This window comes from Mycobacterium sp. M26 (assembly GCF_001494595.1).
GTDB lineage: Bacteria > Actinomycetota > Actinomycetes > Mycobacteriales > Mycobacteriaceae > Mycobacterium.
On the sequence record NZ_LN929908.1, the window covers coordinates 3685694 to 3710508 of the forward strand.

General features: G+C 68.9%; 20 protein-coding genes and 1 tRNA gene. 6 read left to right on the forward strand and 15 right to left on the reverse strand.

The genetic code is table 11. From position 1 onward, the window contains the following. Positions 1 to 49 precede the first annotated feature (49 nt). Together BN3385_RS27020 and BN3385_RS27025 are read left to right on the forward strand one after the other, a co-directional pair. Positions 50 to 2584, forward strand: coding sequence for a DEAD/DEAH box helicase (locus BN3385_RS27020; protein ID WP_059021654.1), 2535 nt, complete (start codon positions 50 to 52; stop codon positions 2582 to 2584). A gap of 66 nt (positions 2585 to 2650) precedes the next feature. Then, positions 2651 to 4294, forward strand: coding sequence for a peptide chain release factor 3 (locus tag BN3385_RS27025; protein WP_059022453.1), 1644 nt, complete (start codon positions 2651 to 2653; stop codon positions 4292 to 4294). A gap of 734 nt (positions 4295 to 5028) precedes the next feature. Here BN3385_RS27025 and BN3385_RS27035 read toward each other — a convergent pair. Both BN3385_RS27035 and BN3385_RS27040 read right to left on the reverse strand, forming a co-directional pair. Then, positions 5029 to 5427 carry a hypothetical protein gene (locus BN3385_RS27035; protein ID WP_502688094.1) on the reverse strand — a complete coding sequence of 133 codons (399 nt, stop codon included), beginning with the start codon at positions 5425 to 5427 and terminating at the stop codon, positions 5029 to 5031. Between the two features lie 92 nt (positions 5428 to 5519). Next, entirely contained in the window at positions 5520 to 6350 is an 831-nt protein-coding gene (locus BN3385_RS27040; protein ID WP_059021658.1) for a nitroreductase, read from the reverse strand. A gap of 298 nt (positions 6351 to 6648) precedes the next feature. Here BN3385_RS27040 and BN3385_RS27045 point away from each other — a divergent pair, with 298 nt between their 5' ends. Further along, complete coding sequence (locus BN3385_RS27045; RefSeq protein ID WP_059021660.1) at positions 6649 to 7851, forward strand: pyridoxal phosphate-dependent aminotransferase; 1203 nt, start codon at positions 6649 to 6651, stop codon at positions 7849 to 7851. Between the two features lie 107 nt (positions 7852 to 7958). On the opposite strand, the gene BN3385_RS27050 is transcribed toward BN3385_RS27045, so the two are convergent. Genes BN3385_RS27050 through BN3385_RS27085 form a run of 8 tightly spaced genes read right to left on the reverse strand, consistent with a single transcriptional unit; the run spans position 7959 to position 17748 of the window. Then, entirely contained in the window at positions 7959 to 9251 is a 1293-nt protein-coding gene (locus BN3385_RS27050) for a cytochrome P450 (RefSeq protein WP_059021662.1), read from the reverse strand. Then, positions 9251 to 10363: a methyltransferase gene (locus BN3385_RS27055; protein ID WP_059021663.1), complete on the reverse strand. Its 1113-nt coding sequence runs from the start codon at positions 10361 to 10363 to the stop codon at positions 9251 to 9253. The genes BN3385_RS27050 and BN3385_RS27055 overlap by 1 nt, the downstream gene beginning before the upstream one ends. Positions 10364 to 10367: 4 nt before the next feature. After that, positions 10368 to 12563 (reverse strand): MMPL family transporter, encoded by a 2196-nt coding sequence (locus BN3385_RS27060; protein ID WP_059022455.1) that lies wholly within the window; start codon positions 12561 to 12563, stop codon positions 10368 to 10370. After that, complete coding sequence (locus tag BN3385_RS27065; protein ID WP_231748832.1) at positions 12557 to 14182, reverse strand: AMP-binding protein; 1626 nt, start codon at positions 14180 to 14182, stop codon at positions 12557 to 12559. Before BN3385_RS27065 ends, BN3385_RS27060 begins: the two co-directional genes overlap by 7 nt. Beyond that, positions 14179 to 14430 (reverse strand): acyl carrier protein, encoded by a 252-nt coding sequence (locus tag BN3385_RS27070; protein ID WP_059022457.1) that lies wholly within the window; start codon positions 14428 to 14430, stop codon positions 14179 to 14181. Before BN3385_RS27070 ends, BN3385_RS27065 begins: the two co-directional genes overlap by 4 nt. A 2-nt stretch (positions 14431 to 14432) precedes the next feature. Next, entirely contained in the window at positions 14433 to 15446 is a 1014-nt protein-coding gene (locus BN3385_RS27075; protein ID WP_059021665.1) for a 3-oxoacyl-ACP synthase III family protein, read from the reverse strand. Further along, complete coding sequence (locus BN3385_RS27080) at positions 15443 to 16096, reverse strand: DUF8713 domain-containing protein (protein ID WP_059021667.1); 654 nt, start codon at positions 16094 to 16096, stop codon at positions 15443 to 15445. Before BN3385_RS27080 ends, BN3385_RS27075 begins: the two co-directional genes overlap by 4 nt. Next, on the reverse strand, positions 16093 to 17748 hold the full coding sequence (locus tag BN3385_RS27085) for a thiamine pyrophosphate-binding protein (RefSeq protein ID WP_059022458.1): 1656 nt from the start codon (positions 17746 to 17748) through the stop codon (positions 16093 to 16095). The genes BN3385_RS27080 and BN3385_RS27085 overlap by 4 nt, the downstream gene beginning before the upstream one ends. Positions 17749 to 18018: 270 nt before the next feature. Here BN3385_RS27085 and BN3385_RS27090 point away from each other — a divergent pair, with 270 nt between their 5' ends. Continuing rightward, a complete protein-coding gene (locus BN3385_RS27090; protein ID WP_082690791.1) occupies positions 18019 to 19431 on the forward strand; it encodes an ethanolamine ammonia-lyase subunit EutB in 1413 nt (470 codons plus the stop codon). Next, positions 19428 to 20201 carry an ethanolamine ammonia-lyase subunit EutC gene (eutC, locus tag BN3385_RS27095; RefSeq protein ID WP_059021670.1) on the forward strand — a complete coding sequence of 258 codons (774 nt, stop codon included), beginning with the start codon at positions 19428 to 19430 and terminating at the stop codon, positions 20199 to 20201. Before BN3385_RS27090 ends, eutC begins: the two co-directional genes overlap by 4 nt. Before the next feature lie 3 nt (positions 20202 to 20204). On the opposite strand, the gene BN3385_RS27100 is transcribed toward eutC, so the two are convergent. From BN3385_RS27100 to BN3385_RS27115, 4 genes are all read right to left on the reverse strand, one after another. Next, positions 20205 to 20675 (reverse strand): LppA family lipoprotein, encoded by a 471-nt coding sequence (locus BN3385_RS27100; protein ID WP_059021672.1) that lies wholly within the window; start codon positions 20673 to 20675, stop codon positions 20205 to 20207. A gap of 95 nt (positions 20676 to 20770) precedes the next feature. Then, a complete protein-coding gene (locus BN3385_RS27105) occupies positions 20771 to 22579 on the reverse strand; it encodes an alpha/beta hydrolase (protein WP_059021674.1) in 1809 nt (602 codons plus the stop codon). Positions 22580 to 22585: 6 nt separating this feature from the next. Further along, positions 22586 to 22903 (reverse strand): WXG100 family type VII secretion target, encoded by a 318-nt coding sequence (locus tag BN3385_RS27110; protein WP_059021675.1) that lies wholly within the window; start codon positions 22901 to 22903, stop codon positions 22586 to 22588. Between the two features lie 133 nt (positions 22904 to 23036). Then, positions 23037 to 23110: transfer RNA gene (locus BN3385_RS27115), tRNA-Met, on the reverse strand. Positions 23111 to 23225: 115 nt separating this feature from the next. Between BN3385_RS27115 and BN3385_RS27120 the strand changes: the two genes are divergently transcribed. Next, positions 23226 to 23873, forward strand: coding sequence for a hypothetical protein (locus tag BN3385_RS27120; RefSeq protein WP_082690673.1), 648 nt, complete (start codon positions 23226 to 23228; stop codon positions 23871 to 23873). Here BN3385_RS27120 and BN3385_RS27125 read toward each other — a convergent pair whose 3' ends face one another. Further along, a complete protein-coding gene (locus BN3385_RS27125) occupies positions 23874 to 24788 on the reverse strand; it encodes a ribonuclease Z (protein WP_059021678.1) in 915 nt (304 codons plus the stop codon). Positions 24789 to 24815 lie beyond the last annotated feature (27 nt).

Consider the following 24815-nt stretch of genomic DNA (forward strand, 5'->3'; position numbering starts at 1 on the left):
TGCGGCCCGCTTGGGCTAATGGCCGGGATCGGGCACGCTGATACTCACAATGTCTTCTCCCCTCCTCGCCGACCCGAGCGACCTGAACGAGCTGCGCGCGACCGGTGCCGACCCGGACAGGCTGTTCGAGTCCTTCGCCACGTGGGCGCAACAGTCCGGCACCACGCTGTACCCGGCGCAGGAGGAGGCCCTGATCGAGGTGGTCAGCGGCGCCAATGTCGTGCTGGCGACGCCGACCGGTTCGGGCAAGTCGCTGGTGGCCACCGGGGCGCTGTACTGCGCGCTGGCTCGCGACCAGCGCAGCTACTACACCGCGCCGATCAAGGCGCTGGTCAGTGAGAAGTTCTTCGCCCTGTGCGACGTGTTCGGGGCCGCCAACGTCGGCATGCTCACCGGCGATGCCGCGGTCAACGCAGAGGCACCGATCATCACGTGCACCGCCGAGGTGCTGGCCAACATCGCGCTGCGCGAAGGCGCCGACGCCGACATCGGCCTGGTGATCATGGACGAGTTCCATTTCTACGGCGACCCGGACCGCGGATGGGCGTGGCAGGTGCCGCTGCTGGAACTCCCCAAGGCACAGTTCCTGCTGATGTCGGCCACCCTTGGCGATGTCACGTTCCTGCGCGAGGACCTCACCCGGCGCACCGGGCGCCCCACCGCACTGGTCGCGAATGCCCAACGGCCGGTCCCGCTGTTCTATTCGTATGCGACCACGCCGATGCAGGAGACCATCGGCGACCTGCTCGACACCAAGCAGGTGCCCATCTACGTCGTGCACTTCACCCAGGCTTCGGCTCTCGAGCGGGCGCAAGCACTGATGAGTGTGAACGTCTGCAGCAAGGAAGAGAAGGCCGCGATCGCCGATCTGATTGGTGCCTTTCGCTTTTCGTCGGCGTTCGGCACCACGCTGTCGCGGTTGGTTCGGCACGGGATCGGAGTGCATCACGCCGGCATGCTGCCCAAGTACCGGCGCCTGGTCGAACAGCTTGCCCAGGCCGGGCTGCTCAAGGTCATCTGCGGCACCGACACCCTCGGCGTCGGGATCAACGTCCCGATCCGGACCGTGGTGTTCTCGGCGCTGTCGAAGTACGACGGCACCCGCACCCGGCTCCTCAACGCGCGCGAGTTCCACCAGATCGCCGGGCGGGCCGGACGCGCCGGCTACGACACCGCGGGCACCGTCGTCGTCCAGGCACCCGACCACGAGGTGGAAAACCTCAAGCAGTTCGCCAAGGTCGCCGACGACCCGAAGAAGCGCCGGAAGCTGGTGCGCCGCAAGGCCCCCGAAGGCATGGTGCCGTGGAGCGAGTCCACCATGACCCGGCTCATCGACGCCGTCCCCGAACAGCTGACCTCGAACATGAAGGTGTCGACGGCGATGATCCTCGACGTCGTCGACCGCCCCGGTGACCCGTTCGTCGCGATGCGCCGGCTACTCACCGAGAACCACGAGCCACGCAAGCGCCAGCTCGCCCACATCCGGGAGGCGGTCGGTATCGCCCGGTCGCTGCTGCAGGCCGGAATCCTGGAACGCCTCGCCGAACCCGAGGCCGACGGACGCCGATACCGGCTCACCGTGGACCTGCCACCCGACTTCGCCCTCAACCAGCCACTGTCGACGTTCGCCCTCGCCGCGATCGAGGTCCTCGATCCGGCATCGGAAAGCTATGCCTGCGATGTGGTTTCGGTGATCGAGGCGACGTTGGAGGACCCGCGCCAGATTCTGGCCGCCCAGCTGAACAAGGCCAGGGGCGAGGCCGTCGCGGCGATGAAGGCCGAGGGTATCGAGTACGAGGAGCGCATCGAACTCCTCGACGACGTCACCTACCCGAAGCCGCTCGACGAACTGCTGCGGCACACCTTCGAGGTGTACCTGCGCAGCAACCCGTGGGCCGCCGACGGCCGGCTCTCGCCGAAGTCGGTGGTGCGCGAAATGTGGGAGCGAGCGTTCACCTTTCGGGAGTTCGTCAGTGTCTACGGGCTGACCCGCTCCGAGGGCGCGGTGCTGCGCTACCTCTCCGATGCGTTCAAGGCGCTGCGCTCAGGGGTGCCCGCCGCCGCGCGTACTGAGGAACTCACCGACATCGTGGAATGGCTCGGCGAGCTAGTGCGCCAGGTCGACTCGAGTCTGCTTGACGAGTGGGAGCAGCTCACCAACCCGGACCGGCCCGATGACGTCCCGGTGGCCGTGCCTAGCCGTCCGCGCCCGCTGACCGGCAACCAGCGGGCCTTCACTGCGATGGTGCGCAATGCCCTGTTCCGGCGCGTCGAACTCTTCGCCCGGCGCCGCTCGGCTGAGCTCGGCGCGCTGGATTCCGGATCAGGCTGGACCGCGCAGCGCTGGGCCGAGGTGATCGACGACTACTTCGACGAATACGACGAGGTGGGCACCGGGGCCGACGCCCGCGGTCCGGCGCTGCTGATCTTCGACCGCAGGCCGGAGGTGTGGCGGGTGCGCCAGATCCTGGACGACCCGGCCGGTGACCACGACTGGGGCTTTGAGGTCGAGGTGGACCTGGCGGCATCCGACGAAGAAGGAATGGCCGTCATCCGGCTCGTCGACGCTGGTCGCCTCGACTAACCAGGGCAGCAGCACACCGGCGCGATTGGCTGTTTGGCGTCCGGGGCCAATACCATCAGCACCGTCATGACAGATCAGGACACCGAAGCACGGACCGCCCCCACCAGCAAGGCTGCCGAGAAGCTGGCCGCCGAAGCCGGCCGCCGCCGCACTTTTGCGGTGATCAGCCACCCCGACGCCGGTAAATCCACCCTCACCGAGGCGCTGGTGCTGCACGCGCGGGTGATCACCGAGGCCGGCGCCATCCACGGCAAGGCGGGCCGGCGCGCCACGGTGTCGGACTGGATGGAGATGGAGCAGGCCCGCGGCATCTCCATCACCTCGACCGCACTGCAGTTCCCCTACACCTCCCCGGACGGGCAGGACTGCGTGATCAACCTGCTCGACACCCCCGGGCACGCCGACTTCTCCGAGGACACCTACCGGGTGCTGTCCGCGGTGGACTGCGCGGTCATGCTGATCGACGCGGCCAAAGGCCTGGAACCGCAGACCCTGAAACTGTTCCAGGTGTGCCGTCACCGCGGCATCCCGATCCTGACCGTGATCAACAAGTGGGACCGCCCGGGCCGCCACGCACTGGAACTGCTCGACGAGATCACCGAACGCATCGGGCTCAAGCCCACGCCGCTGACGTGGCCCGTCGGTATCGCCGGCGATTTCAAGGGTGTGCTGGACCGTCGCACCGGCAACTTCATCCGGTTCACCCGCACCGCGGGCGGTGCCACCGCGGCGCCCGAGGAGCACATCACGCCGGAGAAGGCCGAGGAGGCCGCCGGGGTGGACTGGATCAACGCGGTCGAGGAATGCGAGCTGCTGTCCGCCGACGGCGGCGACCACGACCAGGAGTCCTTCCTGCGCGGCGAGACCACACCGGTGCTGTTCACCTCGGCGGCACTGAACTTCGGGGTGAACCAGCTGCTGGACAACCTGGTGCGGCTGGCGCCGCCGCCGGGCGCCCAGCGCGACGCCGACGGGAACATCCGTCCCGTCGAATCCCCTTTCAGCGCCTTCGTCTTCAAGGTGCAGGCCGGCATGGACTCGGCTCACCGCGACCGCATCGCCTACGCCCGGGTGTGCTCGGGTTCCTTCGAGCGCGGCGACGTGTTGACCCACGCCGCCACCGGAAAGCCGTTCGTCACCAAGTACGCCCAGTCGGTGTTCGGTCAGCAGCGCTCGACCTTGGACAGTGCGTGGCCGGGTGACGTGATCGGGTTGGCGAACGCGGCGGCGCTGCGGCCGGGCGACACCCTGTTTCGTGATGTGCCCGTTCACTTTCCGCCGATCCCGAGCTTCTCCCCCGAACACTTCGCGGTGGCCCGCGGCACCGATCCCAGTAAGCACAAGCAATTCCGCAAGGGCATCGAGCAGCTCGACCAGGAAGGCGTGGTGCAGGTGCTGCGGTCCGACCGGCGCGGTGATCAGGCGCCGGTTCTCGCCGCCGTCGGCCCGATGCAGTTCGAGGTCGCCAGCCACCGGATGGCCACCGAGTTCAGCGCGCCGATCACGCTGGAATTCCTGCCGTACACGGTGGCCCGCGCCGCCGACCCCGAGGACGCCGAGTTCCTGCAGAAGCAGGTGTCCATGGAGGTCCTGACCCGCACCGACGGCGTCATGCTGGCGCTGTTCACCACCAAGTGGCGGCTGCAGGGATTCCAGGAGGACAACCCCGGTGTGACGCTGCGGTCGCTGGTGGCCGCGGGCGACAACTGATCAGTCGGCGACTGCGCGGGCTGAACGCCCGGTCGCCCCGGCGGCGCGGGTGTGCGAAGCCACTGAACGCGACGCTGACGTGCTGGCCGCAGCTTTCGCGCTCGCGGCTGGTGCGGCGACGCGAATCACCCTCTCGGACAACATGAGTGGCTGCCGGGTCGCCGGCCGGATCCGCGGGGAGCGGTGCGCTGTCGGGCGGGCGGGTGCTGCGGAAACCGTGGGAGTCTGCTGCGTAGCAAAAGGGCTATCGGCCTCAGCGGCGCGGACGGCTGCAGCTGGTGTGGGGACCGAGCCCGGCAAGATGTTCGCCAAGAATGCTTGGACTGAGTACACGAAGTTCTGGACGGTGTAGTAGATCGGGGCAACCACAATGGCGAAGAACGCCAACAGGAGCCAACACACGCCGAACGTGCCATCGATGCCACACCCGTTGCCGGTCACCGTGGCTGAGGCTGTGGGGGTAGCGGCTGCCGGCCGCACGGACGGCACGGCGATCTCGGCCCGCAGGTCGGTCACCACCGACTGCAGCGACAGCGTCGCGTGGCGCGTGGGAACTGGTGGGCTCTCAACGCGATCCGGCGGAACCATGACGAGGCTGAGCACCAGAGCGCCGATGCATACCGCAGCGCAACTCGTCGACGCCGGACGTTGGCTTGCCGGTCGTGTCATCCCGCACCCCCAATACCCGTGCGGAGTGTATCCCCGCACGGGTATCGGACGTGCGAATTCTCGGTTTAGCCGACTGACGCGCAGCCCACGTACGGGATGCAGCCGCTAGCCCCACCGGGACCGGCCGTGCCGCTCGGGCCACCGGGGATCGAGCCGCTGGCCCCACCCGGGCCGGCTGAGCCGCCGGGACCGCCGGGGATCACGCCGGAGGCGCCACCGGGGCCGGCCTCACCAGCGGGACCACCCGGGATGGCGCCCGAAGCGCCGCCCGGACCGGCCTCACCGGCAGGACCACCGGGAACGGCCCCGGAAGCGCCGCCAGGTCCGGCCGTGGCGGTCGGACATGCGGTGCCGTCGGGGTTGACGCAGGCGGGATCGGCCGTCGCCAACGGGGCGGCGGCGATCGCCGCAGCGGCGGCACCGGCGAGGAAAACGGACGTCAGGGACATCTTCTTCATTGCCATGACAATGGCTTACCCCCATCGGCGGGACTTTCAACCATGAATTGACGCACTGGCGGGAATTGACGACTTCGAGGCGGCTCGACGCGTCTGAATCACACTGCCCAGGTCGTGGTTTCGCTCACCGACCGGCGATCGGTGGCCGGCTGGAGGTCAGCAGCCTCGGGGGCGATTCCGACCCGGATCAACGCCTGCGGGTGGGCGGCGCCGTCGAACACCTCGCACGCCAACCCCAGGCGGGTGCCCATGTCGTTGAGCGGCTCGGTCAGCGGGCAACTCGCCAGGCCCATCGCGGTGGCCGTCAAGGTCAGATGGCTGATCGCCTCGCCGGCGCGCAGCCGCATGGCATCGTCATCGCTACCGGTGCCCACCACCAGCAGCACCGCATCGTCGGCGGGATCCTCGATCGCGGCGCCGCTGTAGTGCAGCACAACGGTGCCGTCCGCACCGCGGGTCCAGCGCGAGCGGGGTACGACGCCGAGTTCCACACCCAGCCGGGCGGCCCGGATGTAGAGCATCTCCAACGTGCCGGTCGGGACCCGCTCGGCACGGTAGCGCCGCCGGTCGGCGTGGCGGCGCGCAATGGCCGCCGCTAGTTCGAGGTGGGCATCGCGGGCCGGGGTCTCGACGACGTCGACCAGAGCCAGATGAGTGTGATTGCCGCCGTCCGGGAAACGGTGGATCCGGGGCTGCCAGCCGGCTGCGGCCAGCGCCACCGCACAGTGATCCAGGACGGCGCCACAACCCAGCAGCACGTCGCGCCGATCCGAGGGCGCGTCACCGGCCTGCCGGCTCCAGTCGGCGAACAGGTGCACGGCGTCGGGTTCGACCCGCCACTGCCACGGCTGGAGGTTGCGCAGCGAAGGGGCGCGCGCGGCAACGTCGAGCACCGTCGCCCAGGTTTCCCTGTCGGGCGCAGCTGTCACGTCTCACCTCCTCGTTGCCGCATTCGATTATCACCAGAGCTGCGCGGTTCCCAAGGCACAGCAGCGGCGATGTAGTGGTGAACCGCCGGGCATGATGCCTCTGACCTGCAACTTCAACGAATGTGACAAGTTCTTACGAAACTGTGCCCAGCGCTCGCTCCGCCCACCGGCGAACCCGGCGACGTCGGCTGGGACGGCTGCGTCTGCCCAGCTCACCGGCTATTGTGCGAACTCACAGGCCATATCGCCGTCGCTCACGGGCGTATCTGCCACACTTTGCCCGGGTGAGAGGAACTGGATGAAATTCGCACGGTCGAGCAGGTTGTCCGACCTGTCTTACGACATGGCGGGGCCGATCGCCGAACACGCTGCACGACTGCAAGCCGAAGGCCATGACGTCCTGCGTCTGGACACCGGCGATCCCCACCCATTCGGATTCCTGCCCCCGGCGGCCTTGCTCCGCGACATCGCGGCGAATCTGGCGGACTCGGCCGGTTACGTCGGCCCGAAGGGGCTGCCATCGGCGCGTGCCGCGGTGGCGGGTTACTGCCACTCCCAGGGTGTCCCCGGCGTCGACGTCGAGAACGTCTTCCTGGGCAACGGCGCCTCCGAACTCATCGTGATGGCGATGACAGCACTGCTGGAGTCCCGGGACGAGGTACTGATCCCCGCCCCCGACTTCCCCGTCTGGACCGCCGCGGTCCAGCTCAACGGTGGCCGGGCGGTGCACTACCGCTGCGACGAGTCCTCGGACTGGTACCCCGACGTCGCCGATATCGCCGCGAAGGTCACCTCCCGCACCCGGGCGATCGTGCTCATCAACCCGAACAACCCCACCGGGGCGGTCTATTCGCCCGAGGTGCTCACCGACATCCTGGAGATCGCGCGGGAGAACAACCTGGTGGTGTGCTCCGACGAGATCTACGACCGGATCCTGTTCGACGGCCTGACGCACACCGCGACCGCCTCATTGGCGCCCGACCTGCTGTGCCTGACGTTCAACGGGCTGTCGAAGGCCTACAGCAGTGCGGGGTTTCGGGCCGGCTGGCTGGCGGTGTCGGGTCCCACCAACCACGCCACCAGCTACCTCGACGGCCTGACGATGCTCGCCAGTCTGCGCCGGTGCGCGAATGTTCCTGCCCAGCAGGCGATTCCAGTTGCACTTGCCAGCTCCGGGTCCGATCTGCAGCTGCCGATCGAGCAGTTGCAGGAGCGGCGGGATAGGGCCTGGTCCGTACTCAACGGCATCCCAGGCATCTCGTGCATCAAACCCAGGGGCGCGCTGTATGCGTTCCCGAAGATCGACCTCGACATGTATCCGATCCGCGACGACGAGCAGTTCGTCCTGGATCTATTGCTGCAGGAGAAGATTCACATCGTGCCGGGCTCTGCCTTGAACTGGCCGGGTTCTGACCATGTGCGGATCGCGACACTGCCACCAGCCGACGACCTCGCGGCGGCGATCGAGCGGATAGGCCGGTTCCTGGCGACGCATCGCTAGTTCCCAGACCCGCGCGCCCGCCAATGTGCGGCCAGGCTGTAGCCATCGTGATGGTTACTCGCACTTTTGCGCGATAACTCCAGCCTGGGCGACGTGGCGACGCATCGCTAGCGACGGGCGAGCACGTCCAGCACGATCTCCCGGCTGGGGCGGGTGGCGATCCCCCGCGGCACCGCCCTGGGCGGGCGCCGGTGGTGCTGCGCCATGCGGAGGTCCAGTGTGCGGACAATGGTGCCGATCGCCACCGCCAGCTCGGATTGGGCGAACGCCGCGCCGATGCACCGGCGGAAGCCGCCGCCGAACGGCGCGTACTGGAACGGTGACGGCTTGCCGTCGAGGAAGCGGCTGGGGTTGAACGTCGCCGGATCCTGCCACAGTGCGGGATTGAAATGCAGCGCAGGCAAGGCGATGCCGACGATATCGCCGGCCGAGCAGGGTTGGCCGGCCACGGTGAGCGGGCCGGTGAGCCGGCGCAGCACGATCGGTACCGCCGGGTGCATGCGCAGCGTCTCCTGGATCACCGCGGCCAGGTAGGGCAGGGCGGCCAGATCGGTAGGCGTTGCGGCAGTGCTGACCTCGCGCACCAGACGGTCGCGGACATCCTCGTCGCTGTAGATGTGGTGCAGCGCCCACGCCAAGGTTGTCGACGTGGTCTCGTGGCCCGCGGCGAGCATGGTCCGCAGTTGCCCGTACAGCGCTTCGTCGCTCAGGGTGTTGCCGTGCTCGTCGGTGGCGCCGAGGATCAGATCCAGGACGTCGCCGCGATGTTCGCCGCCGGCACGCCGTTCGGCGATCTCCTCAGCCAGCAGCCGGTCGAGTTCGTCGCGCGCCCGGACCAGCCGCGCCCACGGGCCCCGGCTCCCGCGGCGCAGCAGGGGCACCAGCATCAGCGGTGCACTGCCTGAACTCAGCAGTTCGCTGGTCACCTCCGCGTACCGCTCGCGGCGTGCGGAGTCGGTGACACCGAACACCACCCGGATCACAACGTCGAGGGTGATCGCTTGCGCCACTTGCCCGGCCCGCAGTTGGTCACCGGCTTTCAGGCCAGCAATGGCCAGGTCGGTGGCGTGGGCGATGAGGCCGACGTAGCCGCGCATCAGCTCGGCGCGAAACGGCGGGGCGAGCAGGCTGCGGGCCTGGCGGTGCGGTTCGCCGGACATCAGGATCAGTGAGTTCTCCCCGACGACGGGTTCGATCGGGTTGGGCAGCGGTGCGCGGCACAGCGTCGACGGCGCGGTCAGGATGTCGCGGGCGCCGTCCTCGGTGGCGAAGAACCGCACCGTGCCCAGGCCGGGGAATTGCACGGTGAACGGTTCGGTGTCCGCGGCGTGGCGCCGGAACATGCCGTCGGGATCAACCCCGGCCCAGATCGCCCGGCCGATGGCCGAGGCCGCACCCATCACACCGGCCCGTCGGCTGCGGCCATCACGACGGCCTCGACCACGCTGAGCGGGGAGGCGGTCGGTACCACCCGAGTCAGCCGGAAACCGGCCTGGCTCAACAGGTCCCGGTACCCGTCGGCGGATCGTTCCCGGGAGCCGAGGTTGATCAGCATCTCCAGGTCCACCCAGTTCTCCGGCCCGTCACGGCCGTTGTCCTGGGTCACCATCTCGACCAGCAGCACCGTCGCACCGGGCCGGGCTGCGGCGCGGATGTTGCGCAGAATCTGCAGTGCCTTGTCGTCGGGCCAGTCGTGGATGATGTTCTTCAGCAGGTAGGCGTCGCCGCCGGGCGGGACGCTGTCGAAGAACGACCCGCCGACCACCTCGATGCGGTTGGCGATCGCGTTGTCGCCCAGAATCTTCGGGGCATCGACCACCACCTGCGGCAGGTCGTAGAGGACACCGCGCGAGGTGGGTGCGGAGGCCAGGACCGCGGCCAGCAGCGCGCCCTGCCCGCCGCCGACGTCGACGATGGTGCGGTAGGGGCTGAAGTCGTAGCTGCCCACCACGACGGCGTGGGTCATCTGGGCTAGCGCGGTCATCGTCCGGTTGAACAGATCGGCATGCTCGGGGATGTCGTCGAGATAGTCGAAGCCGTCCTTGCCGCGCAGCGCCGGAACGATGGACTGACCCGATCGCACCGAGTCGGCCAGCAGGGTCCAGCGTTCCCGCTGTTCCTGAGAGCCCTGGAACAGGGCGGCACCCTTCAGCGAGATCGGCGCATCGGAACGCAGCGTGGCGGCAAGGGAATTCAGCGCGTAGCGGCCATCGCGGCGGCGCCGGAAGATACCGCGGCCGATCAGGGCGCGCAGCAGCCGGCCGAGCGCGTCAGCGTCGACGTCGAGTCGGCGGGCCAGTTCGTCGAGTGGCAGCGGACCGTCGGCCAGCGCGTCGGCGATGCCGAGCTGGGCGGCGGCGGTGATGGCCTGCGCGGGCCAGCCCGAGACGATGAGTTCCATCATCGACATCGGCGCGGGGACCAACCGCTGATGGATTCGCAGCAGGTGGTGGCGGATCCACTCGATCACGCGGGCCGCGGCAGCGGGCGGCACCTTGGCGGATGTCGGCATGTCCTCATCCTCCCCCGGGCACGCTCGGAACGGCTTCCCGAATTCCGATCCGATTGTGCAGGCGCACCAGCGGTTTCGGGGCCCACCAGTTGTAGCGGCCCATCAGGTGCATGAATGCCGGAACCAGCAGGGTCCGCACCAGGGTGGCATCGGCCAGGATGGCCAGTGTCAGGCCAACACCGAGCATGCGCAGGAAGGACACCTGCGCACCGGAGAGTGCGGCGAAGGTGATGGCCATGATGAGCGCAGCTGCGGTGATCACACGGGCAGTGCGGGCCAGCCCCAGCGCCACGCTGGTGTCGTTGTCCTCGTGCTGCTGCCAGTATTCGCGGATACGGGAGACCAGGAACACCTCGTAGTCCATGGACAGCCCGAACGCGATGCAGAACAGCAGCACCGGGATGCTGATGGCCAGCGTCCCGGTGGCCGTGGTGCCCAACGCCCCGAGGTTGCCGTCCTGGAAGATCCACACCAGCGCCCCGAAGGCGGCGGTCAGCGATAAGACGTTGAGCAGCAACGCTTTCAGCGGCACCACCACACTGCCGGTCATCAGGAACAGCAGGATGACGGTGACGGCGGCGATGATGCCCAGCACCCAGCCGAGCCGGGAGGCGATGGCGGCCGCGGTATCCCGGTTGACCTGGGCGGTGCCGCCGAACAGCACCGCATGACCGTCGGGAGTGGGGATGGCCTGCAGGCGGTCAAGTTGATCGTTGGAAGCCTGCGAGTAGAGCGGGGCGCGGCTGCTGACGGTGAGGAACGCCGTGCCGTCCGAGATCGCGGTCGGCGCCGATGGTGGCCCCGACTTCCGGCCGGCCACGAAGGTGCCACCCGGGGCCGAGACCGCCGACACATCGGCAACCGTCGACAGATCCGCGGCGTAGCGGTCGATCTCGGCCGCACTCGCACCGTCGGGAATCACCAGCGTCAGGTTGGTGGCCAGGTCGGAGGCGAACTGGGTGCGCAGCTGGTCGCCCACCACGTGCGCCGAACTCGACGTGGGCAGCACCCGGTCGTCGGGCACGCCCCATTTCACACCGGCGAACGGCGCGCCGAGTGCAACCAGAAGGGCCACCACCGCCACGCCGACGGGCACGGCCCGGCGCATCGCGAATCTCGCCACCCGATACCAGCGGGACTGCTCGACCGGACGCGGTTGCGGCGTTGCGCGCCGCAGCGACAGCGCATTCAGCCGGTCACCGAGGAGCACGATGGCGGCCGGGGTGACGACGATCGCGGCCAGCGACGCGAACGCCACCACCGCCACTCCGGCGTAGGCGAAGGACTTCAGGGCGTAGATGGGGAACAGCACCATCGCCGCCATCGACAGCGCCACGGTCATCGCGGAGAACAGCACGGTGCGGCCCGCCGCGATCATGGTGCGCGTCAAGGCCGCGTCGCGCTCAACCCCGGCCGCGCATTCATCGCGAAAACGGCTGAGCAGCAGCAGCGTGTAGTCGATGGCCAGCGCCAGACCCATGGCGACAGCGAGATTGAGCGAGAAGATCGACACGTCGGTGGCGAAGCTGATGAGCCGCAGCACCGCCATCGCCCCGAAGATCGCGACCGCCCCCACCGCGACCGGGACCGCGGCGGCGACCAGTCCACCGAACACCCAGACCAGGATCAGGAAGCTCAGCGGAAGCGCCACGCCCTCCATGATTTTCAGGTCTTTCTGGCTCTGCTGGGTGATTTGCAGTTTGAGCACCGATTCGCCGCCGGCGTGCACGCTCACGCCGTCGCGGTCGTGGACCACCTGGTTGATCAGGGTGTCAGCGTTCTTGGGTGCGCCGTTCTCCCCGCCGGTGATTCCGGCGACGATCACCCCGATGGTGCCGTCCCGACTGATCAGTGGCGCCGCGGCCGGTGGCGGCGCGGTCCACGGTGAGGTCACGGTGGCGACCACTGGCGAGCCGGTGAGCGTCTGCACGATCTGGGTGCCGACCGCCCTGGCAGCCGGGCTGTTGACTCCGCCGGGTGCGCTGACGGTGATGAGGAGCGGCATATCGCCCTGCCCGAACCGCTCGGCCAGCACCCGGGCGGCTTGTGAGGATTGCGCGCCCGGGTCGGTGAGGCCACCAGCCGAGAGACGGGCCGCCACCGGCACTCCGAAAACGGCGGTGCCAATCATCACGAGGAGCGCCGCCACGATCAACCGTCGCGGGGCGCGCAAGGACAGGCGGGCGAGCGCGGCTAGCAGAGGGTCCTCCCGGGCAGCTGCGCCGACGGGAGGGTGCCGGCCAGCCACTGGTCGCGGGCGGCGAGCCGGCGCATCTTGCCGCTTGAGGTGCGCGGCAGCGCACCGGGTTCGACGAGTTCGACATGGCCGACGGTGATGCGGGTGCGGTCCAGGACGCGGGCGGCGATGTCGGCTGCCAGCTCCGGTGTCGCCTCCGGGGTGACTTCGGCGAGGATGGCCAGCGCCTCCTCGCCTGCGTCTGCGCTGGGGTAGCCCACGGCCACCGCGCAGCCGGCGCGCACCCCGGCCAGCCCGTCGAGGGCGGCTTCGAAGTCCTGCGGGGCGTGATTGGCGCCGCGGATGATGATGGTGTCCTTGCTGCGGCCGGTGACGAACAGTTCTCCGTCGTGGATGAATCCGAGGTCACCGCCGTCCAGCCAGCCGTCGGCGAGGACCTGCGCGGTGAGGTCGGGGCGGTTGAAGTAGCCGGGCATCACGCTGGGGGCGCGGACCACGATGCGGCCCACCTCGTCGTCGGGCAGTGGCCGGGAGTCGGCGTCGCGGATCTGGACCTCCACGCCGGCCAGCGGACGTCCCACACTCACCACACCACGGTGTGTTCCGACCGGGGCATCCGCCGGGGTGAAGGTGACGGCCAACGAGGCTTCGGCGAGGCCGTAGACCGGTGTCATGGCCGTGTTGTGAAATCCCCAGGCGACGAACCGTTCCGAGAACTGTTGGGCGACCTCGGCGTTGACCATCTCCGCGCCGTTGAGGCACAGCGTCCAGGAGCTGAGGTCGACGCCGTCGAGTTCGTCGTCGCGGATCCGCTTCACACACAGCCCGAAGGCGAAGTTCGGTGCGGCGGTGACGTTGCCGCGGTGCCGGGAGATCGCGCGCAGCCAGGCTCCCGGGATCGCCAGGAACAGCTCAGGCGGCAGCAACACCAGCGGGCACGGAAGATAGAACGCGGACAACAGGTTTCCGATCAACCCCATGTCGTGGTAGAGCGGCAGCCAGGTGACGCCGATGACCTCGCTGATGCCGGCACCAGTGAAGTAGTCAGCCAGCGCGGCGAGGTTGTGCAGCAGGTTGGCGTGGGTCAGGGCCACCGGTTTGGGATCGTGGGTGGTGCCGGAGGAGAACTGGATCAGGGCGATGTCGTCGGGGCTGGCGGTGGCCGAAGGTGCTGCTTCACCGGTGATCTCGTCGGCCAGGGCACAGCCCAGGCGCGGTGCGGCGTCGGCCACCGGGGCGTCGAGGGCGGGCCGGATGCGGGCGTCGGTGATGACCAGGGCGGCCTGCACCGCCCGCAGCATCGTCGCGGTGCGCTGGTGGTACTCGTCGAGCTTGGCCAGCCGCACCGGCGGATACAGCGGCACCGGGATCGCCCCGGCCACCAACACACCGAAGAAGGAGGCGACGAACTCCGGACCCGTGGGCAGCACCAGCGCCACCCGGTCCCCCGCTGCCACACCACGGCTGTGCAGACCGCCGGCGATCTGATGGGCGCGTACGCGGATCTCGCTGAGCGACGCCGGGTGGTCGGTTTCGTCGCGGCCCACGAAGATGAGCGACTTGTCGCTGCGCGCGGCGGCGTCGAGCATCTCGGTGAGAGTGGCGAACCGTGGTGCGCTCACGCGCGTTCCTCGATGCGGCGCACCACCAGTGCCGCCAGGTCGCCGATGGTGGTCAGGTCGTCGCCGTCCTGGGCGTCCAGGTCGATGTCGTAGCGGGCCTCGATCCGGAAGACCAGGGACAGCAGGTGCGCGGAATCCAGTCCGGCGTCCTGTAATCCGGACTCGGGGCCGAGGTCGGCGACACCGGATTCGGCGCGCACCAGCTCGACGATCTCCTGGGTGACGGCGGCCGGGGTGGCGGGGGGCATGGTCACGTCGGCCGTCCACCCCAGCGCACGGCGGCGGCCGCCGCGAAGTCCCCGGCGTGGGCGAAGCCGGCCATCATCACGATGTCGCCGGGCTTGACCTGGCCGTCGCGGATCGCGGCGTCGAAGTTCACCGGAATGCCGACGGCGAAGAGGTTGCCGCATTCGTGAAAAGTGTCGCGGTGGTGTTCAGGGTCGATGCCCAGCGCCTCGTTCCAGTTGCGCAGCAACAACCGGTTGGGCTGATTGGTCACCAGCATGTCCAGGTCACCGGACTTGACGCCGATCCGCTCGCACACCGCCCGAACCACCTGCGGCACTTGCCGATTGCCGCGGGCCAGCACCTTGATGATCTTGCCCTCGTTGAATCCGACGTAGCCCTCACCGGAACCGGCTTCCCACCACCGCCGCGGCGGGTCGGTGGCCAGCGTCATATCGGTGGCGTTCTCCCCGAAGTAGCGGCATTCGATGTCGAGCACCGGCGAGGTGTCCGACAACGTGACCAGGCCGACGGCCGCCCCGTCACCCGGAACCGAGGCCTGCGCCTTGGCACGCACCTGCTCCTGCTCGAAGATCTTGCCGGCCGCGTTCTGGGCCACGGCGATCAGCGCGGTACGTCCGGCTCCGCCGGTGAGCAGTTGGCCGGCCAGCTTGAGCATCAGCACGAAGGCCGCGCAGCCACCGTTGTGGACGTCGATGACCCATTCCGGGTTGATGCCCAATCGGTGTGCGAGTTCCCCACCGGCGCCCAGGATCGGCAGGTCGGGTAGCTGGGAGTGGGTGAGCAGCACGTCGACCTCGTCGAGCACCTGCGGGCCGTGGCGTTCGACGAGAACCTTCACGGCCTGCTCGATCATGTCGACGTTGGACTCGTCGTCGGCGGCGTGATGGCGGAAGTCCGGCGGCCGGAACATCGGGTTGTCCCGCAGGTCGTCGTCCCCGCTGTACTGGGTGTACCACTCTGCGGGGAGCCGCTTTTCGGGCAGATAGGTGGCGATATCGACGAGGCTGACGGTCATCGGTTGCGCATCCAGTCCGGGGTGACGGGCAGGCCGTGGCGGTGCCGGTATTCGGCGATGGCCTTGAGGTTCTTGAGTTCCAGCAGATGCCCGGCGCCGAACATCTCCCAGAAGTCACCGACCCACACCGGGCGTTGCGGCGGCGCGGTGTCGGGATAGGGGTTCTTGTCGTAGAACGGGTGGTGGCAGTTGGTCCACAGCACCACCGAGCCGGGCTTGTTGAACACCACCTGCGCGTCGACCACCCGCATCAGGTAGATCATCCAGAGGTGCTTGCCCTGATCCCAGGCGCAGTGGTAGTCGACTGTGCGGGCTTCGCAGTTGGCGACGGTGCGGGTGTAGATCTCGGTCTCGTTGCCCAGCCGGTCATAGGCCACCCACAGGCCGGGCTCGTCGGTTTCGGTGAAACCGCGCAGGCTGTACGTCCACTCCTCCAAAGACCTTGTGTCGGAAAGATACTCGAACAGTTCATCGGGCGGGCAGTCGACATACTCGTTGACGGTGCAGTACTCGCCGAAGACCTCGTCGTGCGGGTAGACGGCGTGGATCATCTCCATCAGGACGGGGGTGGCCTTCTCCCGCGGCGATGTCTCGATCCGCATCAGGCCGGGCAGCGGGTCATTGATGTCCTCAAGGGCGGGCAATGTCATGGGTTGTCCTTCGGGTCGGATGCCAAAAAGGCAGTGAAGGGCGGGATTTCGTCGGCGGAGCATTCGACGGCGACGACGGAGGGGCCGTCGACCTCCAGTGCGGTCTTGATGGCCGTGCCCAGGTCGGCGATGTCGGTGACGTCGACGGAGGGCAAGGTGGGGAACATGGCGGCCAGACCGGCGCCCAGGCGGCTGGGGCCGAACCGGTTGAAACTGTAGTGCCCGCCGTAGAACATCTGCTCACGGGTCACGCACATGGCGTGGGCCTGATTGTCGAACAGGATGAACGTCACCGGCAGCCGGTGCTGGATGGCGGTGTGGATTTCCATGCCGTGCATGTAGAACGAGCCGTCGCCGGCGATCACGACGGTGCGACGCCCGCTGGCGAAGGCCATCCCGAGGCCGGCGCCGAAGCTGTAGCCCATACCGCCCATACCGAGCGCCACCAGGAAGCGGCCGTCGCGGCGGGCCGGCAGCCAGTGGATGGCGGCGGCGCCGATATTGCCGGCGTCGACCGCGATGTCGGTGCCGTCGGGCAGGGCGGCGTCGAGTTCGGCCATGGCCTCGCGGTAGCGCACGCCGGGCCCGCTGTGCGGCGGGGTGCTGAGCTCGGTGGGCGTCTGCGCTGGCGGTGGCCTGCTGGTCAGCGCCTCGGCCAGCCAGGGCAGCGCGGTCGTGAGGTCGTCGGTATGGACGTGGGTGGCGGGCAGGTAAGGCTCGGCGGCGCCGAGGGACACGATCGGGATGGCGGCCAGGGCGTCGAGGCCGCGGCGGGCCATCAGCGGCAGCCGGCTGCCGACCAGCAGGCAGACGGCACTGTCGGCCAGGGCGGCGCCGACGGAGGGATGGCCCATCACCCCGGCCACTCCGAGTGCCGTCGTCGACGCATCTTTGGCGTCGGGCTCGGTGACGACGACGGCGTTGAGTGCGTCGCGGAGCAGTTCCAGTTCGGCGCTGGCACCGTCGCGGGTGACCTGATCGCCGGCGACGATGGTGACGGGGCCCTCGACGCCGCTCAGGAGGTCGATGAGCGCGGTGAGGTCCACCGGCCGCGGCGGCGCCTCGGGGATGTCGTCTTCGGCCGGTGCATCGATGAGGGCTTGCTGAATATCCTTGGGCAGCAACAGGACTGCGGGGCCGCGGCGTCGAGTGGCCGCGTCGAGGGCGGCGGGCAGCGCGGTGACGATGTCGTCTGCCGTGGTGATCCGGCGGCAGAACACCGACACCGCGGAGAACAGGGCCACCGCGTCGAGGGTGCCGTTGACGCCGCTGGTGTCCTGGAAGGGGCCGCGTCCGTCGTCGGCGGCGGGAGCCTGGCCGATGAGGGCGAGCACGGGAACCCGACTGGCCAGCGCCTCCCCCAGACCGGGCACGGTGTTCAGCGCCCCACCGCCGGAGGTGGCGGCCACGACGCCGAGGGTGGGTGCGGTGCGGCTGTAGGCGTCGGCCATGGCGGCGGCGGAGAACTCATGCTTGGCGACGATGGCGGTGACGGCCGGGTGGGCGTGGGCGGCGTCGTAGAGGTCCTCGATATTGGCGCCGTCGACGCCGAAGACGTACTGGATACCACGACGGGCGAGGTACTGGACGATATAGTCGACGACCCGCAGGCCTGCGGTCCCCGCACCGCCCTGATCAGGGATAACCGGCATGACGTTCGAGCGCAGCCGCTCCCGGTACGTGCCCACAACCAGCGCTCGCCATTCCCCGCCTGCCTACTTCCACCGACTCCGACGAAGGCTAGATCAGGGTGCTTAGTTTACGGGTGTGTTTGGGGATCTCACAGGACACCTGGGCCCCGAGTGGATGGTCCACGCTTGCGGTGGACAAGATCGCCGACATCGGCGACACTTTAAAGGTCGAAGAACCAACCTTTAAAGAGATCCACGGTGGCTCTCCCCCTGCTAGCCGAGGAGTCCGCCATCTACCGCCAACAGCTCTCCGGCGTCACCTACAGCTTCGACGGCCTCGTCGAGGTCATGGCCAAGGCCACACCCCTGCGTTCCGGTGACCAGCTGGCCGGGTGCGCGGCCGAATCCGACGCCGAACGCGCCGCGGCCGCCTGGGTGCTGGCCGATCTGCCGCTGCAGACCTTTCTCACCGAGGCCGTGGTGCCCTACGAGAACGACGAGGTCACCCGGCTGATCATCGACAGCCACGACCGGCAGGCCTTCTCCCCCATCTCGCACCTGACCGTCGGCGGCTTGCGAGACTGGCTGCTGGACACCGCGTCTCGGCCCGATGGCGCGTCCCAGCTGGCCGCCGTCAGCGCCGGCATCACCCCGGAGATGGCCGCCGCAGTCAGCAAGATCATGCGCAACCAGGACATGATCGCGGTGGCGGCGGCGATCGAGGTCAGCGCCGCGTTCCGCACGACGATCGGCCGCCGTGGCACGCTGGCCACCCGCCTGCAGCCCAATCATCCGACCGACGATCCCCGCGGTGTGGCCGCCGCGGTGCTCGACGGGCTGCTGCTGGGCTGCGGTGACGCCGTCATCGGGATCAACCCCGCGACCGATTCCCCGCACGCCACCGCTGACCTGCTGGAACTGCTCGATTCGATCCGGGTCCGGTTCGACATCCCCACCCAGTCCTGCGTCCTGTCGCACATCACCACCACCATCGGGTTGATCGAGGACGGCGCACCCGTCGACCTGGTGTTCCAGTCCATCGCCGGCACCGAGGGCGCCAACCGCGCGTTCGGCGTGGACATCGCGGTGCTGCGTGAAGGCAATGAGGCCGCCCGCTCCCTGCATCGCGGCACCGTCGGCGACAACGTGATGTACCTGGAGACCGGGCAGGGCTCGGCGCTGAGCTCGGGCACGCACCTGGGCACCGGAGGTAAGCCGGTGGATCAGCAGACATTGGAGGTGCGCGCCTATGCGGTGGCGCGGGATCTGCAGCCGCTGCTGGTCAACACCGTCGTCGGCTTCATCGGGCCCGAATACCTCTACGACGGGCGCCAGATCATTCGGGCCGGTCTGGAAGACCACTTCTGCGGCAAGCTGCTGGGCCTGCCGATGGGCGTCGACGTCTGCTACACCAATCACGCCGAGGCCGACCAGAACGACATGGACAACCTGCTGACGCTGCTCGCCGCGGCTGGGGTGGCTTTCGTCATCACCGTCCCGGGAGCCGACGACATCATGCTCGGCTACCAGAGCCTGGCGTTCCACGACGTGCTGCTGACCCGCCAGACCCTGGGGCTGCGCACGGCTCCGGAGTTCGAGGCGTGGCTGCGGGGCATCGGCATGATCGACGAGACGGGCAGGCTCATCCCCTTCGACGTGACCCGCTCGCCGCTGCGGGAGCTGACCTCGGCGGGACCTCGATGAGCGCCGACGACCTGGCCCGCCGGGAGTTCTGGGCAGGCCTGCGGGAAGTGACGCAGGCGCGAATCGGGTTGGGGCGCGCGGGAAATGCGCTGCCCACCCGGGATGTACTGGAGCTGTCGGCGGCGCATGCGGCCGCGCGCGACGCGGTGCACGTGCCGCTGGATGTGCCGCGGTTGGCGGCGGCCGTCGGCGCGCTCGGGATCGGCGAGCCGGCCGTCGTCACCAGCCAGGCGTCCTCGCGCGGTGAGTACCTGCGCCGGCCCGACCTCGGACGGCTGCCCTCCGACCTGTCCGGGGTTGCGTGCGTGCCGGCCGATATCGGAGTGGTGCTGGCCGATGGGCTTTCGCCGACGGCGCTGATGCATCACGGGGCCTTGTTGCTGGAAGCGCTGATTGCGGAGCTTGATGGGTACACGCTGGCGGCGCCGGTGATCGCGACGCAAGCCCGAGTGGCGCTCGGCGATCACATCGCGATGCGGGGGCAGTACACGACGCTGCTGGTGATCATCGGTGAACGGCCGGGCCTCAGTGTGGCGGACAGTCTGGGCATCTATCTCACGCACCGGCCGCGGCCGGGATGCAGTGACGCCGACCGCAACTGCATCTCCAACATCCATCCGCCCGACGGGCTGGGGTATCGCGACGCCGCCCGGATCGCGGCGAGTCTGGTGGCCGGGGCGCGGGCGCTGGGCCGATCGGGTGTCGCGTTGAAGGACACGTCACGCGGTGCGGCGATTGAGGTCGACGACCGGGTGCGCGAGATCCGTTAGGTGTCAGTGCTTGTCGGCGGGGAGCCGGCAGCCTGTGTGCCCGGAGAGCAGGGCGGCCTTCTGGGAGGCCAGCCGCACGATGGTGCCGGTGTCGCCGGAGAACTGCACATCGTGGTCGCCGGGTGCGTCCTTGAACACGGTCACGGTCGTCGCGCCGAGGGTCTTGGCCGCGGCGGCGGTGATGTCGTAGGCCTGCTTCCAGATCTGTTCCGGGATGGGCACATCCGAGACGTAGCTGGGGAGCATGATCACCTGGCCCTCGGATTGCTCGTAGGGCGGGCGGCAGCCGACGCGGCTCTCCTCGTGCCGCCACGCGAAGCTCACACCCGCTGCGAGTGCTGAGATCTGTTGTCCGGTCTGCTCGATCGCGGCTGTCAACTGGGCCTTGGTGTCTTCCAGTGTGGGCAGTGCGGTCAAGGATGCCGCGGCCTGGCTGGCCTGACCCGGTTCGGTCGGCTTGTAGGGATTGCTCACGTGACATCCTGTGGTCGTGGTGATCGCCAGGGCGCACGCCAGCGCGCCGAGGAGGTGGGCGGGGCGAAATCGTCGCTGTGTCATGGCTTGTGCGCTCACTTCTGCGGAATCGGGGCCGTGCCGGCGATGACCGCGGCGATGTTGTAGCCGGTGGTGTAGAGCTGATTGTTGGCCGGGTCCCAGCGCGGGTAGTCGCTGTGGCCGCTGGCCGCCTGCAGGGTGCGCCCGTCCGGGACGTTGACGGCGCCGGTCTCCAGATGGGTGAAGTTGGGGTTGGTGGCGGGGTTGGGCCCGAACTCCCCCGCGCCGGTGAGATCGGCGACGGCGAGACCGGATTCGGCGAGCTGGTTGAACGGCGGCGGCAGGAGCGGTGCCACGGTGTGCGCGATCGGCGGGCCGTCGTAGACCATCTGGATCGGGTCGTCGGGGGTTTCCATGGTGTAGACGTGACCGGGCTGCAGTCCCAGCTGCTGGGGTGTCGTCGCCTCGATGCCGGGTGAACCGTAGAACAGCGCCTTGTCCACGCCGTGGTCGCCGGCTTCCTGCAGCGCCAGGCCGGTGGTGAGCGAGCCGTAGGAGTGGCCGATGGCGGTCAGGTCGAGGGGGCCGTGATGGGCGGCGGTGATGCCGTCGTAGAACCGGGACAGATCGGCCGCGCCCGCCTTGGCGACGTCGTCGTGGCTGACCTCCCAGCCGCCCTGCAGCGAGGCGGCCAGGTTGTCGGTGCCCGGGACCTGGGGCGGGTCGTAGCCGATCCAGGCGATCGTCGCCACCGACTCGTGGCCGCGCCCGGCCGCGTCGAGTTGTTGGAGTGCTTCGTTGCGGGCGTAGGCCGCCTCGTCGGCCATTCCGCCGATGGCATCGTGGACGGTGGTGTTGAGGCCGGGGGCGGTAACCGCGACGTGTTGCGCACTGTCCGGGTCGCCGACGGCGATGGCGGCGCGGGCCTGACGCCCGGTCTGGGTGTCCAGCAGCATCAGCTTGCGTTCGGGGTGATCGGCGACAGCCTTGTCGACCTGCTGCAGGTCGGGCAGGTACTTGGCTCGGCTGAGGGCGTTGTCGTACTGCGCTTGCCAGGCCTGGTACTGGTCACGATCGCGGGCGTAGTTGCCGGCTCCGCGCGGGTTGGGCAGGTTGCGTCCGGCGGCCCAATCGGGGTGTTGGTTCTTGAGCGCATCGGCCTGCGCTTGGGCGGCCTGGGCAGTGCGCAGTTGGTCGGCGAGGTTGAGCCGGTTGTAGTGATCAGCGCCTGGATAGAGGTCGTCGCCGGCCGGCATGCCCGGGTGATTGCCGATGTTGTGGTCGCGGTTGTAGAGGTAGTCCTTCTGTTCCCGGGACAGGGCGCGCCAGTAGTCGGCGAACTGTTTCGGGTCGTCGGGCGGCGGACGGTCGGGCTGTGGACCCTGCGCCGGGATGGGCGTAGCGCCGCTGGCCATGTTGATCGCGTTGGCTAGGGCGAGGTCGACGAGGTTGGCTTCGGCCACGATCTTGTCGAGGCGGGGTTGAAGCTGGGCGCGTTGTAGTTCGGCTTCCATCGGGTTGCGGACTTTGGGGCCAGGGACGACCGTGCCGGCGACGGGATCGATCTCCATGCCGAGGGATTCGGCGTCGGCCTTGAGGGAGGCCAGTTCGGATTTGATGTGCTCGATCTCGTCGGCGGCGGTGCGTGCCGCGTTGGCTACGGACAGTGCTTCAGTGCCATGGGCGTCGAGGTCCTTGCGGGTCTTGCCGATCGCGTCGCGGGCGGCGTCGGCGGCGTGGCCGCCCCACGTCTCGAACGCCGGCAGGCTGGCCAAGCCGTCAGCGGCGTCGAAGGCTGCTTGGGCGCGACTGGTCGCCGCGTGGAAGACCTCGCGGACGTCGCCGGGGTTCCAGCGTTCGATGTCGAGGACGGTCAGGGTCACACCGGGTCACTGAGTGATCTGCGCGGCGGTCTGCGCGGGCTGCTCAAGCGCGTGGGTGTGGCGCTGCTCCATCTCGGCGAAACCGTTGGCGCTGGCGTGCAGTGCCTGGGCGTGATCGCTGAGCTGGGTCAGCAGCGCGCTGGTGGTGGCGGTCCACTGCTCGGTGAGTGCGCTGATGGCGGCTGCCGAGGTGCCCTGCCAGCCGGCTTGAGCCGCGTCGATGCGGCCCGCTGCGGCGGCGTGTTTGACCGCTAGGTCTTCGCCGTGGCCGGTGACCGCGGTTCCCGATGCGGCCACATCTGCGATGGTGACCTGAAGCGACATGCCATCCCCCTTCAGACCTGCTGGCCTATGGATACCAGCAAACGGGTGGGGGATGCTAGTCAGTCGGGCGTTGGCGACAACGTCGACAACGAAAACAGGCCCCGGAGATTCTCCGGGGCCTGTCTCGATTTAGTAGCGGGGACAGGATTCGAACCTGCGACCTCTGGGTTATGAGCCCAGCGAGCTACCGAGCTGCTCCACCCCGCGTCGGGTGAACACAACGTTACCCAATGCCATCGAACGCAACCAAATCGTCTGGTCAGAGCCCTACGAGCAGGGAGATTTGAAACCTGCGCCGATTCCCGACAGTCTCGATACAGACATGACCACGACGCACCGCACCCGCACCCTCGCCGCTCTGACCCTCGCCGCCACCGCCCTGATCGCCACCGCCTGCGACAACGAGGCCGGCGTCCCGGGAGCCACCACCTCCAGCGCTCCGGCCGTCCTGGCGCCCCTGACACCCTCCACCACCAAGACCACCAGCGCGCCGCCCAAGAACGCCGCGCAGCCGCTGGACTACACCCGCCTGCTGCTGGAAGGCCGGGACATCTCCACGGCCACCGACACCTACACCGCGCAGCCGGCCACCGCGAACCCCGACACCAAGGCCGGCGCCGAAGTGCTGCTGGTCAACCAGGACCAGACCAAGGCCGTCAACATCTTGCTCGCTGGCCTGCCCGACGCGGCCGCCGCTCCGTCCGCTCTGCAGGAGGCCCAGGCCAATCTCGGCACAGCGCTGACCGGCGGCCAGCCTCAGCCCTCCCCGGTGGGCACCGGCGGCACGGTGGTGACGGGCACCTCCCCCGATGGCACCAAGTCGGTGACCGTGCTGCTGTTCACCGAGGGCGCCGCGCTGGCCCGCATCGAATTCGACGGCGTCCCAGGCGAACCCGCCGCGCGTGACTTCGTCACCAACGTCGGGCAGAAGCAGGACATCGCGCTGCGGGTCGGCCTCGCCAAGCCCTAACTAAGGCCGCCGCTTGGGCACTGCCACCCGCATGAGGTCCTCGGCCACCACCGTGTCACCGGAGAACTCGCGGGCCGCCTCCTCCCGGTAGCGCTCCGACGCATTCGGGTAGCGCTGCGAGAAGTGCGTCAGCACCAGCCGGCGCACCCCGCACTCGCGAGCCACCCGGGCCGCCTGCCGGGCCGTCAGATGGCCGTATTCGGTTGCCAGAGCCGCGTCCTCGTCGAGGAAAGTCGCCTCGATGACCAGCATGTCGACGCCGTCGGCCAACGCATACACGTTGTCGCACAACCGGGTGTCCATGACGAACGCGAAGCGCTGGCCCCGCCTGACCTGACTCACCTCGTCGGCCTCCACCACCCGCTCACCGATCCGCAGCGCGCCCGTGCGGTCCAGCTCACCCACGTCGGGGCCGTCAATACCCAAGGCGGCCAACGACTCCGGCAGGAACCGCCGCCCGTCCGGCTCGACCAGGCGGTAGCCGTACACCTCGATCGAATGATCCAGGGGCATCGCCTCGAGGACTCCGAAGCGGCCCACCGCCACCGGCCCCTGACCGGCAATGGGTTCTTCGTGCACCTCGACGGCATCATGGAACACCGAAGCATGCCGCAACCGATCGAAGTACACCTGCCCCGAGTGAGGATAGTGCGCCACCACCGCGCGCTCGCTGCGATCCAGGGACAGCCGCTGCAGCACCCCCGGCACGCCCAGGCAGTGATCGCCGTGAAAGTGCGTGAGGCACAACCGCGTCACGCTGGTGGGCGCCACCCCGGCCAGCAGCATCTGGCGCTGGGTGCCCTCCCCCGGGTCGAACAGCAGGCCCTCCCCGTCCCACCTCAACAGGTACCCGTTGTGGTTGCGGTACCGGGTGGGTACCTGGCTGGCCGTCCCCAGGACGACGAGTTCACGCACGCGCCGCTACTTGGCTTGGTCTGTCAC